The 11,781-nt window shown below is 54.1% G+C and carries 12 protein-coding genes and 1 other RNA gene; 8 read left to right on the plus strand and 5 right to left on the minus strand.

The genetic code is table 11. The features are described from left to right. Nucleotides 1-49: 49 nt before the first annotated feature. The gene (locus tag SOM40_RS05040) at nucleotides 50-742 is read right to left on the minus strand and encodes a hydrolase (protein ID WP_106992166.1); all 693 of its coding nucleotides are present in this window, start codon (nucleotides 740-742) and stop codon (nucleotides 50-52) included. A gap of 264 nt (nucleotides 743-1,006) precedes the next feature. Between SOM40_RS05040 and SOM40_RS05045 the strand changes: the two genes are divergently transcribed. Continuing rightward, the gene (locus SOM40_RS05045; protein ID WP_320530630.1) at nucleotides 1,007-2,884 is read left to right on the plus strand and encodes an amidohydrolase; all 1,878 of its coding nucleotides are present in this window, start codon (nucleotides 1,007-1,009) and stop codon (nucleotides 2,882-2,884) included. A 191-nt stretch (nucleotides 2,885-3,075) separates the two neighbouring features. Here the strand turns inward: SOM40_RS05045 and SOM40_RS05050 are convergent, their stop codons facing one another. Both SOM40_RS05050 and SOM40_RS05055 read right to left on the minus strand, forming a co-directional pair. Continuing rightward, a complete protein-coding gene (locus SOM40_RS05050; RefSeq protein WP_320530631.1) occupies nucleotides 3,076-4,524 on the minus strand; it encodes an amidase family protein in 1,449 nt (482 codons plus the stop codon). Nucleotides 4,525-4,647: 123 nt separating this feature from the next. Next, nucleotides 4,648-5,136: a GNAT family N-acetyltransferase gene (locus tag SOM40_RS05055; protein WP_106992796.1), complete on the minus strand. Its 489-nt coding sequence runs from the start codon at nucleotides 5,134-5,136 to the stop codon at nucleotides 4,648-4,650. Nucleotides 5,137-5,221: 85 nt separating this feature from the next. Here SOM40_RS05055 and SOM40_RS05060 point away from each other — a divergent pair, with 85 nt between their 5' ends. Together SOM40_RS05060 and SOM40_RS05065 are read left to right on the plus strand one after the other, a co-directional pair. Continuing rightward, nucleotides 5,222-6,169 carry a LysR family transcriptional regulator gene (locus SOM40_RS05060; RefSeq protein ID WP_261641959.1) on the plus strand — a complete coding sequence of 316 codons (948 nt, stop codon included), beginning with the start codon at nucleotides 5,222-5,224 and terminating at the stop codon, nucleotides 6,167-6,169. Nucleotides 6,170-6,425: 256 nt separating this feature from the next. Further along, nucleotides 6,426-6,995 carry a YbaY family lipoprotein gene (locus SOM40_RS05065; RefSeq protein ID WP_106992170.1) on the plus strand — a complete coding sequence of 190 codons (570 nt, stop codon included), beginning with the start codon at nucleotides 6,426-6,428 and terminating at the stop codon, nucleotides 6,993-6,995. Between the two features lie 33 nt (nucleotides 6,996-7,028). On the opposite strand, the gene SOM40_RS05070 is transcribed toward SOM40_RS05065, so the two are convergent. Beyond that, complete coding sequence (locus tag SOM40_RS05070) at nucleotides 7,029-7,340, minus strand: MGMT family protein (RefSeq protein WP_106992171.1); 312 nt, start codon at nucleotides 7,338-7,340, stop codon at nucleotides 7,029-7,031. A gap of 179 nt (nucleotides 7,341-7,519) precedes the next feature. On the opposite strand from SOM40_RS05070, the gene ffs reads away from it, so the two are divergent. From ffs to SOM40_RS05085, 3 genes are all read left to right on the plus strand, one after another. Then, nucleotides 7,520-7,616, plus strand: an RNA gene (ffs, locus tag SOM40_RS05075) — signal recognition particle sRNA small type. A gap of 305 nt (nucleotides 7,617-7,921) precedes the next feature. Then, a complete protein-coding gene (locus tag SOM40_RS05080; RefSeq protein WP_039032396.1) occupies nucleotides 7,922-8,173 on the plus strand; it encodes a hypothetical protein in 252 nt (83 codons plus the stop codon). After that, on the plus strand, nucleotides 8,170-8,388 hold the full coding sequence (locus SOM40_RS05085) for a hypothetical protein (RefSeq protein WP_106992172.1): 219 nt from the start codon (nucleotides 8,170-8,172) through the stop codon (nucleotides 8,386-8,388). Before SOM40_RS05080 ends, SOM40_RS05085 begins: the two co-directional genes overlap by 4 nt. A 125-nt stretch (nucleotides 8,389-8,513) precedes the next feature. Here the strand turns inward: SOM40_RS05085 and yczR are convergent, their stop codons facing one another. After that, nucleotides 8,514-9,935 carry a MocR-like transcription factor YczR gene (yczR, locus tag SOM40_RS05090; RefSeq protein ID WP_320530632.1) on the minus strand — a complete coding sequence of 474 codons (1,422 nt, stop codon included), beginning with the start codon at nucleotides 9,933-9,935 and terminating at the stop codon, nucleotides 8,514-8,516. 84 nt (nucleotides 9,936-10,019) lie between these two features. On the opposite strand from yczR, the gene yczE reads away from it, so the two are divergent. Beyond that, entirely contained in the window at nucleotides 10,020-10,628 is a 609-nt protein-coding gene (yczE, locus tag SOM40_RS05095) for a membrane protein YczE (RefSeq protein ID WP_320530633.1), read from the plus strand. 76 nt (nucleotides 10,629-10,704) lie between these two features. After that, entirely contained in the window at nucleotides 10,705-11,778 is a 1,074-nt protein-coding gene (locus SOM40_RS05100) for a LacI family DNA-binding transcriptional regulator (RefSeq protein WP_225759394.1), read from the plus strand. Nucleotides 11,779-11,781 lie beyond the last annotated feature (3 nt).

Consider the following 11,781-nt stretch of genomic DNA (forward strand, 5'->3'; position numbering starts at 1 on the left):
CCTCCTTAACGTATCGGCTGGCCCGTTGTGGGCCAGCCTGTATCACCAATTAACGAACCGGAGCAGGAACCGGCGCCAGAGTTTTGTGCTCACTCTTCTGACGAGAAGGCGCTTTGTGAACCATGGTATAGGCATAGTCAACACCAATGCCATAAGCACCTGAATGCTCTTTAGCAATGTTCATCACTGCGTCGTAAGTATCGCGGTGAGCCCAGTCACGCTGCCACTCCAGCATCACCTGCTGCCAGGTTACCGGGATCACGCCCGCCTGGATCATGCGCTGCATGGCATAGTCATGAGCTTCTTTGGTGGTGCCGCCGGATGCATCAGCCACCATGTAGATCTCGTAATCGCCTTCCAGCATCGCGCACAGGGCAAAGGTGTTGTTACACACTTCGGTCCACAGACCAGAAACCACCACTTTTTTCTTACCGTTAGCTTTCAGGGCATCACGCACTTTCTGGTCATCCCAGGAGTTCATGGAGGTACGTTCCAGGATGTCCTGGCCCGGGAAAACGTCCAGCAGTTCCGGGAAGGTGTTGCCGGAGAAGCTTTCGGTTTCAACAGTGGTCAGTACAGTTGGGATGTTGAAGACTTTCGCTGCTTTAGCCAGCGCAACAACGTTGTTTTTCAGCACCTGACGGTCGATTGACTGTACGCCGAAGGCCATCTGCGGCTGCTGGTCGATGAAGATAATCTGGCAGTTTTGCGGCGTTAATACTTCAAGTTTGCTATTGGTCATTATTTTGCCCATTCAAATAAAAGCTACGGAATTCCGTGAATATAACGGTTGGTGTCTGTCTGGGGCTCAGTGTAGGAAGCTTTTATTTTTCGGACTATTATCTTTAGGTATACTATACGATTGTATATCTATCCCTTTGTATAACTGGACGTTTTCCAGGCTTACTGACCATAATTTCCGCTATCTCAATCTCTGTCTGTTCGACAGCAATTATCAGTCCGCGGATCGCATTTCCGCATCGGACAATTCAATCCAGGAGATCTTATGGTTACCCTCGGTAAAGCCGATATCATTCTTATTAATGGGCGGTTTCATACCGTCGATCGCGAAAACCCGCTTGCAACAGCAGTAGCCATTCGCGACGGTAAGTTTCTTGAAGTAGGCAGCCAGTCAGAGGTCATGGAACACCACTGTGACGGTACTAAAATCATTGACCTTAAAGGCCACACGGCCGTTCCGGGCCTTAACGATTCTCACCTGCACTTGATCCGCGGCGGGCTGAACTACAACCTTGAATTACGCTGGGAAGGCGTTCCTTCGGTAGCCGATGCGTTACGTATGCTGAAAGAGCAGGCTCTTCGTACCCCAAACCCGCAGTGGGTGCGTGTGGTAGGGGGCTGGAATGAATTCCAGTTTGCCGAGCGCCGTATGCCAACGCTGGATGAGATCAACGAAGCTGCACCAGATACCCCGGTGTTTGTTCTTCACCTGTACGATCGTGCCTTGCTTAATCGCGCTGCATTGAAAGTAGTAGGCTACACCAAAGACACGCCTAACCCGCCGGGCGGAGAAATCCAGCGTGATGCGAACGGCAACCCAACGGGTATGTTGATTGCCCGCCCGAATGCCATGATCCTGTACGCTACGCTGGCAAAAGGCCCGAAACTGCCGCTGGAGCAACAGATCAACTCCACACGTCAATTCATGCGCGAGTTGAATCGTCTGGGCCTGACCAGTGCTATTGATGCAGGCGGCGGCTTCCAGAACTATCCGGAAGACTATGAGGTGATCGCGGAGCTGCATCAGAAAAACCAGATGACCGTTCGTATTGCCTACAATCTCTTCACGCAGCGCCCGGGGCATGAGCTGGAAGATTTTGAAAAATGGACCGATATGCTGGTTCCGGGGCAGGGCAGCGATTACTTCCGCCATAATGGCGCAGGCGAAATGCTGGTCTTCTCCGCTGCCGATTTTGAAGATTTCCTGGAACCACGTCCGGATCTGGCGCCAGGAATGGAAGATGAACTCGAGCGCGTAGTTCGTCACCTTGTGGAATACCGCTGGCCATTCCGCCTGCATGCCACTTATGACGAATCGATAAGCCGTATGCTGGATGTATTTGAGAAGGTCAACCGCGACATTCCGTTTGACGGCCTGCAATGGTTCTTCGACCACGCTGAGACCATCACCCAGCGCAATATTGATCGCATTAAAGAACTGGGCGGCGGCATCGCGGTGCAGCACCGTATGGCCTTCCAGGGCGAATACTTCGCTGAGCGTTATGGAATTGAGGCCACTCGTCACACCCCTCCTGTCGCTCGAATGCTGGAAACGGGTGTGCCAGTCGGTCTGGGTACCGACGCGACGCGCGTCGCCAGCTATAACCCCTGGACTGCACTGTACTGGCTGGTCTCGGGTCGTACCGTCGGCGGGATGCAGATGTATGATGTCAACGCACGCCTGGATCGCGATACCGCACTCATGCTATGGACACAGGGTAGCGCCTGGTTCTCCAGCGAGCAGGGTAAAAAAGGCCAAATCAAAGTCGGTCAGCTGGCTGATATGGCAGTATTGAGTAAGGACTTCTTCAGCGTGCCGGAAGAGGAGATTAAGGGCATTGAGTCGGTGTTGACTGTAGTGGGCGGGAAAATAGTCTATGCAGCCGGCTCGTTCAGTAGCGAAGCTCCGCCATCAATTCCGGTTCTGCCAGAATGGTCACCTGTGGTGAAGGTACCTGGTCACTACCGCAGCGCACCGCCAACGGCAGCAACCCGTGTGGGTATGCAGCAGATGCCTCATCAGTGCAGCGGTCCGTGCGGTGTACACAGCCACTCGCATGACATTGCTCGCGGCGCCAATCTGCCGGTTTCCGAGGATAACGCCTTCTGGGGTGCACTGGGCTGCAGCTGCTTCGCGTTCTGATTATCAAAGGAGTTTATTCTCTCAGCCGCCCCGCATTAATGCGGGGTTGTTCTTTGTGCGCCTTACTGACTGTTTATTGCTTAAAATTGCCAATCAGGAAAAAATGGCTGCCAGATAGCAGCCCTTTTCTTTTTACTGAAGATTCGAACCCTTACCACTGAGATGACTTTACTTACAGGTTTGTGTAAGCATTAATTTGTCACGTTAAAATGCGCTAACACGCGCTTCCCAATAACGTTCTCAATCGCTTTTGCAGCATAAATAACAGCGTAGTCATGGCCTGGTGCGCCATACACCGTGACCCCGAACGGCAGACCTGCGCTATCCAACCCTGCGGGGATGGCTACCACCGGCACGCCTGCTTTGCCGGTACATTTAGCCGCCACCGTCATGGGAGAGATCAGGACATCAGCATGGCCTTTGTTCAATGCAGCCAAAATACCTTTGTGAAGGCTCAATGCAACGTCATGTCTGCGGTCGTTAATATATTGTGCGGAACGAATATCAGGGGCTGCTTCGGCAGCTTCGAGAAGCGACTGACCGTAAGGGATCGCCTCCGGGTGTGATGTATTCCATTCGATAATGTCACGCATAGAAGTCATACCGCACGGCTTGAGACTGGCGAGCAATCGGTTAAGACTCTCATGGAACTCGGAACGGAAAACGCATGAACGCACCGCGTTAAGCTCTTCAGCAGCAGGCATATCGCAGTGATCGACAATGGTGGCGCCAGCCCGGGACAGAGAGGCAAGAAGATCGTTGAAAATAGCCTTATGGTCATCGGTATTCAAATTGTCGGCAATAAAGCGGCGGGGAATACCAATTCGCAGACCCTGCAGATCTTTATTACCGCGCGCTTCCTCAGAGAAATCAGCAAGCGTGGCGGTGTCATTTATATCCGGTCCCGCTATAGCCTGAAATATCAGCAGAGCATCATCGACAGAACGTGTCAGCGGTCCGGGTGAATCCTGGCTTGGGACAAGAGGAATGAGCCCGTGGCGACTAACCTGACCGACGGTGGGCTTAAAGCCAACAACGGAGGTGTGAATGGCCGGAGCCTGAATAGAATTTTGCGTTTCAGATCCTATTGCGAAGGCACAAAAACCTGCTGCAACCGCGGCAGCGGAACCGACACTTGAACCTTGCCCGCGTCCATACTGTAACCCTAACGGATTGCGTACCACACCGCCTGCTCCGCTGAACTCGGAAGGCATGGTGTCAGCCACAAAATCCGCGAATTCAGTCAGATTAGTTTTACCCAGCAATACTGCGCCAGCTTCACGCAGACGCGAAACTAACGTTGCTTCATAAGGCGGGATAAATTCCGCCAGTGCGCTTGCCCCGGCGGAAGCAAAGCTGCCGTCGAGGGTAAACACATTATCTTTAACCAGATAAGGAACGCCATGGAGAGGGCCTCTTGAACGGCCTGCAGCAAGTTCGTCATCAGCGCGTTTTGCCTCATCCAGGGCGAGTCGGGAAATACTTCTGACGCAATTGAGGCCATTCACACCCGTATTCAATAGCTGGATGCGCTTTAAATACCACTCAGTAGCCTCGACAGAAGTAAGTTCGCCGGACGCTATGGCCTCACCAATATGGCGGGCAGAGCCTGTGATTAGAAGAAGGGAAATATCTTTCATATTCCGGGTTCCGTAATGAATAAACTGAACCCACAAAATACAAGAACAGTCTGCGCACACTTATACAATTTCGCGCATTTAGAGCAGGATGAATGGACTTACAGGAGGAAAGTGTGAATGACGTTAAAGTGCTTCCCGTGTAGCGAAATTTTCAAGCGCCGGCCCGTCAAGGCGATAGCGAACCCACTCAGTCAGGGGAAGGGCATTAATACTGGTATAAAAATCTTTTGCTGATTTATCCCACTCCAGAACGTTCCATTCGATTCGGCTGCATTTTCTGCTGACGGCAAGTTGAGCAATATACTGAAGCATTACTTTACCCGCCCCTAATCCCCGATAGTCAGGCATAAAATAGAGATCTTCCATATTGAGGCTATGACGGCCTAACCATGTAGAGTAACTCATTGAAATGACAGAGTAACCAGCCATATTTCCATCAATTTCACATATATAGGCTTCTGCGGTGGTATCTGAAGAAAACAGGGACGTTCGTATCTCTTCCACATCGGGGATCACATCCTGTGGCGCCTCTCGGTAGACGGATAATCCGTTGATCATGTTATAGATGGCATCAGCATCCTGTGGGCTTGCCTGCCTAATCGTAACACTCATATACATTTATTCCGCTCTGGCGTTTGTTAGTCATCAGGATAAACGGTATCGTTCAATGAATTAAGTGCAATAAAATCAATAAAAGGTGAATTTCGTGCATCAGGCTTTGAGGCGTCTGGATCTAAATCTGCTTCCGATATTTGATGCCGTGTTCAGGCATCGTTCTGTCAGACTCGCTGCAGATGAGCTGTCAATGAGTACCTCGGCTCTGAGTCATGCTTTAACGCGACTGCGAGAATTCCTGAAGGATCCTCTTTTTTACCGTGAAGGACATAAAATGTGTCCCAGCGTCTATGCCTTTCAGCTTGCGCCTCATATTGCTGACGCTTTACAGGCTCTCAACCAGCACCTTAGCCCGGTGAAGCCCTTTGACCCCCTTACAAGTAATGAATTTTTCCGTATTGCGGTCACGGATTACACGGCGTTCTGTGTATTTCCTGTGCTAATGAAGGAGATCCATAACATTGCGCCTGGTATCAATTTTGAACTCTGCCATTTACCCCATAATCCGGCTCTCAATGAATTACTGGCGGGTGAGGTCGATCTGGCGCTGAGTTTCAGTGAGCCGGATGAAGTTAAACACCCAGATCTGGATGAAATAGATTTGTTCCAGGACGAGTTTGTTGTGATAAGCAATGCTCGCCGTAATAGCCTTTCACTCGAGGAATATCTTAAAGCCGGTCACCTGGTGGTAACGCCATGGAATGAAAAGAGGGGATTACTGGATACCCACCTTGAACGCATGGGGCTTGAGAGACGTATAACCCTCAAAACACCGTCAATGTTGAGTTCACCCCACGTTGTCGCCGAAAGTGAATTGCTCATGGCAATACCTACGTTTGTAGCAGGCAAAATTGAACAGATGGCGAATGTGAAAACCTTTAAGCTCCCCTTCTTCGCCCCACCATTTACCGTAAAGATTTTGTCGCACAAGCGCAGTGGCAGAAAAAAATCAACGGAGTGGTTAAAGGAATACATATCGGACTGCATTGATAATGGCGACTACGTTAATGATGTGCCTCGCAGTACTTGAAGGATCATCTTTTCAGTTCATCGTGTAATCGTTCGAAACTATCTCGACATCGAACAGTGGCGGCCCATCTATATCAGGTAGCCTCGCGTTCACATCGGCGAAAGGGAAGTGGTCCGATGGGTGCAATAATCTGAATAACAGGGAGATTCCAGGCATAAATAATTGATGTGTGCCACACTTACTTCCGTTAACCTGGTATTAACCACTCATCTGGCGGTATCGATCCCGCTGGTGCATTGATGATAAGGAGAACTCAATGAAACTCGTGCACGTGTTAAGTGGTTTAGCGGTAGCGGTTGCTCTTTCTGCCTGCGCGGATAAAAGTGCAGACATCCAGACGCCAGCGCCAAACCCAAATACTGCTGGCGTGGCGACACAGCCAACTATTCAGCAGCCTAATGTTTCCGGGACTATCTGGATCCGTCAGAAAGTGGCTCTGCCGCCAGATGCGGTATTAACCGTCACTCTGTCTGATGCTTCGCTGGCGGATTCGCCATCTAAAGTACTGGCACAGCGGGCGACCCGTACTGAAGGTAAACAGGCCCCGTTCAAATTTGAACTGCCGTTTAACCCGGCGGATGTGCAGCCTAACGCGCGGATCCTACTGAGTGCCGCGATCACCATTAACGATAAAGTTGTGCTGATGACTGATATCGTGAAACCGGTAATCAATCAGGGTGGTACTAAAGCCGATCTGGTCCTGGTGCCTGTGCAGCAGACCTCGCTGCCGTTGCAGCCTGGTGGCGGTGCGCCAACTACCGTACCTTCCACATCGCCAACTCAGGTGAGCCCGTCTACGGCCACCCCGGCGCCTACTCAGCTTTAATCTCTCCAGCCCCTCTCGCCTGAGAGGGGCTTTTTAATACCGCCAGCGGTACGCCTGCAAATCAATCTGCCCACTGCCTGATACCTGAACCCCTTCGCTGAGCAGCGCCTGACGTTGACGCTGTAAATCGGGGCCGGTTAAGGAGATCGCGCCGTGGCGGTTCACCACCCGATGCCAGGGCAGGGTGCTTCCTTCCGGCAACCGTTTAAGCACACCGCCCACCTGCCGTGCTGCGCGCGGAGAACCCGCCAGTCGTGCCACTTCGCCATAGGTGGTGACGGTACCTTCGGGAATCGAGGCTACTATCTGCCAGACCCGCTGGGGAAAAGCGTCGTGTTCGTCCATTTTTGTGCTCCTGTGTTGAGAGCATGATAGAGATTACCCGGCAAGACAGGAAGAAAACGTGCACTCTGTAAACGCTTTGCGCAATAAAACATCACCCGGACGCGGTTAACTTGCAATTGCTATCTGGTACAGTGATAATGCGCCAGCGCGTTGGTTAACAACGCTCTCAATGGGGGCTCTGTTGGTTCTCCCGCAACGCTACTCTGTTCACCAGGTCAGGTCCGGAAGGAAGCAGCCAGGGCAGACGACGTGTGTGCCGGGATGTAGCTGGCAGGGCCCCCACCCATTTCTGCCTTCGGCAAAACTTCTCGTATCCACTCCGCATTCAGCTTTCTCAGGCCACCAGCCCGACATCGACGCTTTTACCCATAACAACAGTAAGCACATTATATATTTCTCAGCCAGCCTGTTTATTTTCTTAATTGTCATCATACTGAAATGTGGTTGTCATTATTTTGTCATAAATGGCGTGCAGGGTAAGTGTGACATTTTTATGATATATAAGCAGGCAATATATATCTGGATAATAATGATAACTTCGTGTATTAATTTAATAAATTGATGTCAAGGATGTAGCCACCATGACCACTGCCGTGCTGAATGTAAAAATTGACGAAGCGCTGAAAGAGAAGCTTCGTCATTACGCAGAAGTGAATAATGAGAATCTTAGCGTTACCACAGAGAAACTGCTGCAAATGGCCTTTGCTGTAGCAGACGAGGCGGGAGTAACGGAAGAGGATATCGACAATCAACATACGGAAGAAGAGAGCGTAGCACCTTTTACTCCTAAAGAAATCAAAGCATTAAGAAAAATTCTGAAGAAGAAAAAATGAAACAACATCAGCAATCAACCGCCAGCAGCTACTTGGAAGCCTGCACGCTTCTGCGCTCTGGCTATGTCAAACATGTCCGTCTGGGCTGGGATGTTGGCAGTGATGAGTTCTTTCGAATTGCGTCTGACTGGTGTGATACCGGCGCGAAAATAAAGAAAGAAGGCGATAGTTTTGTTATTTCCCTGAAAGGTTTTCCTATCCCTGCTCAGCACTGACTTCCTCCCTGCTGAAAATGTCTGACTGTAACGATTACAGTCAGACATTTTTAAATCATCTCGTCTGCGTGGTTATTTGTACGCTCGCTCACTTTTTCCGGTAATAACTATTGCTGTTGCAGACGTTATACAAGGGGGCGTTTGAATGATTGCCCGCTTTTATTCAGCGCCAGCCACAGCGGCTTGATCCGCATCAGCGCACTTTCCAGCTCCGCTGGCTCCAGCGAAAAGGGCATCCGTAGATAACGGTCAAAGGCACCAGAAAGGCCAAAGCGCGTCCCGGTTCCCAGATGAATACCAGCCGCTTCGGCGCGGGTGGCCAGCTGGGTTGCCAGCATATCCGGCAGCTCCACCCAGTAGGAGAGCCCACCCTCCGGCATCTGGAAACGCCACTCCGCGAAGTGTTCCCGCAGTAACACCCCACAGCGATCCCGTCGCTCGCGCAGCATCTGCCGCCGGGCGGGTAAAAATGCGTCGCCATTTTCAATCAACCACAGGGTGGCCAGCTGCTCCAGCAGCGGCGAGCCGAGATCGAGCGTATCGCGGGTTTGTGCCAGCGTCGCGATGGTGCGCGCCGGAGCACGAACCCAGCCCAGACGCAGGCCTCCCCAGAAACTTTTTCCCGCCGAGCCGAGAGTAATGACATTCCCGTTCGGGCAGAAAGAGGCCAGCGGCGGCGGCGGGGGGGCATCGAACCAGAGATCAACCATGGTTTCATCCACCACCAGCGTGGTACGGGCCCGGGCGGCAATGGCGGCGATAGCCTCCCGGCTGCTCGCGTCCATGCAGCGGCCGGTGGGATTGTGAAAGTCGGGCATCAGGTAAGCCAGGCGCGGCGCGGTCTGGGCGAGGGTGGCGGCAAAACCGTCAATATCCCACCCGGTCTCCGGCAGCGATACGCCAACCGGCCGGCAGGAAGCCCCCTGAATGGCGGCGATAGCCAGCGGGTAGGTGGGGTGATCTACCACCACTCGATCGCCGGGTCCGGTGAACATCCGCAGCACCAGCGCCAGCCCGCTGACCGCACCGTTAACCACCATCACCTCTTCCGCCCGGGTAGGCAGACCGCGTGCGGTGTAGCGCGCGGCGATGGCCTCACGTAGCGCCAGCAAACCCAGCTGGTCGTAGCCGGTTTGCGTCAGATGCGGCGTCATGGCGGTCAGGGCGTGGGTATAGGCCTGATGGATCTCTGGCCCGGCACCCAGGGCGGCGGTAGAGAGATCCAGTGCCGCACTGGCGTTGGCGCGGGTAGGGGGCGTGCGGCTGTCGGGCAGGATCACGCGCGACCCGCTGCCATGGCGGCTTTCGAGGTAGCCTTCATCGCGCAGATGCGCAAGGGCGCTGCTGACGGTGGTACGGCTCACCTCCAGGGTTAAGGCCAGTTCGCGCTCGCCCGGCAGGCGCGTATCCAGCGCCAGCCTGCCGTCGAGGATCAGCAGGCGTAGCGCATCGGCAAGCTGACGCCACAGCGGGGTACGGGAGGTCTCCTGCTGCCAGTGGCCCAACAGGCGAACTAATGACTGACTTCCAAATCGACGCGATGACATAAGCAGTCCACTTTTTCAAAACTGGACATTAATCATAGTGCCATTTCAGGTAATGATGAAAGCATAGCTAACCGGAGAAAGATCATGTTACGTCGATTACTTCAGCTTTACGTCGGATTAAGCCTGTATGGGCTGTCAACGGCGATGTTTATACGATCGGATTTGGGCGCCGATCCGTGGAATGTCTTCCATATTGGAGTGGCAAAACTGCTGGAAATGGATATTGGCACCGTCATCATCCTCACCGGCGTGCTGGTGCTGATGCTGTGGATCCCGCTGCGACTGCGCCCGGGTCTTGGCACCATCAGTAACGTAATTGTCATTGGCCTGGCTGCCGATGTCGCGCTGACGTTTATCCCGGCTATCGACTCCCTGGTGGCACGCAGCCTGTTGCTGATCAGCGCGGTGATCGTCAATGCGCTGGCGACCGGGATGTACATCGGGGCCGGGTTTGGCGCCGGGCCGCGCGATGGCCTGATGACCGGGATCAATGCTCGTACCGGCTGGTCAGTTCGCAGCGTGCGTACGGCGATTGAGGTTTCAGTTCTGCTGTTGGGCTGGGTGCTGGGAGGCACATTTGGCGTGGGGACCGTATTGTATGCCTTAAGCATCGGCCCGCTGATCCAGATCTGTCTGCCGTGGTTTCGTCAGAAGCCGCGTACGTTAGTTCCACAGCCTGAGCGCGTTGTCTGATTTTGCGAAGCGCTCACATGCTTTACACAGTGGGTTATGACAGAATACGCGCATCAGTCACTGCAACGCGACGCGCATGAAAGCCATAACCCTATACGATGTTGCCCGCCTGGCGGGCGTTTCCTATCAAACCGTCTCGCGGGTCATCAATGACGCGGCGCACGTGTCCGCCCGGACCCGGGAAAAAGTGCTGCAGGCGATGGCCGAGTTGCACTATGTTCCCAACCGCGGAGCCCAGCAGCTGGCCGGCAAACGTACCCGCACCCTGGGGCTGATTACTACCGATCTGGCCCTGCATGCCCCCTCGCAGATTGCCTCTGCGGTCAAGACCCGCGCAGGCGAGTGCGGAGCAAGCGTGTTGATCTCAATGGTCGAACATCCACAGCAGTGTCTGGCGGCGGTACAGGAGTTGCTGGCCCAGCGCGTGGAGGGGTTGCTGGTTAACGTGCCGCTGGAGGACGAGCAGGCCGAAAGCCTGCAGGCGCAGGCCGTTCCGGTACCAGTGCTGTTTCTTGATGTCTCGCCTGGCGCCCGGGTGCACAGCCTGGTGTTTGATGCCGAACAGGGGGCAACCCTCGGTGCGCAGCATCTGCTGGCGCTGGGGCATCAGCGGATCGCTCTGCTCGGCGGGCCGCAAAGTTCCGTTTCGGCGCGGGCCCGTCTTGCGGGATGGCTGTCGACTCTGGAGGCGGCGGGCGTTGAACCCTTTGCCCTCGCTCAGGGCGACTGGAGTGCGGCCTCGGGTTACGAGAAAGGCCATCAGCTACTGGCCGGGGCTACGCTTCCGCAGGCGATCCTTGTGGCGAACGATCAGATGGCGCTCGGCGTGATGCGCGCCTGCGCCGAAAAGGGCATTGCCGTGCCGGGCCAGCTCTCGGTGGTGGGGTTTGACGATACCACCGACAGCGCCTGGTTTACCCCGCCACTGACCACCGTTCGCCAGGCGTTTCGTGAGGCAGGGCTGCGCAGCGTGGAGTGGCTGCTGGCGCAGCAGGGCAATGCCGGGCAGGCTCCCGCGCAAACCCGTCTCCCTGTTACCCTGGTCGAGCGACATTCCACCGCCCGGGAAGGGCTCCCGCAGGGCAGTGACGATCTGGCCCAGCAGCTAAAATCTCTGGCTATACTGGCCGAACAGCTGGCGCGACGTTAACGC

The organism is Leclercia sp. CFBP8987 (assembly GCF_034044995.2).
GTDB lineage: Bacteria > Pseudomonadota > Gammaproteobacteria > Enterobacterales > Enterobacteriaceae > Enterobacter > Enterobacter tamurae.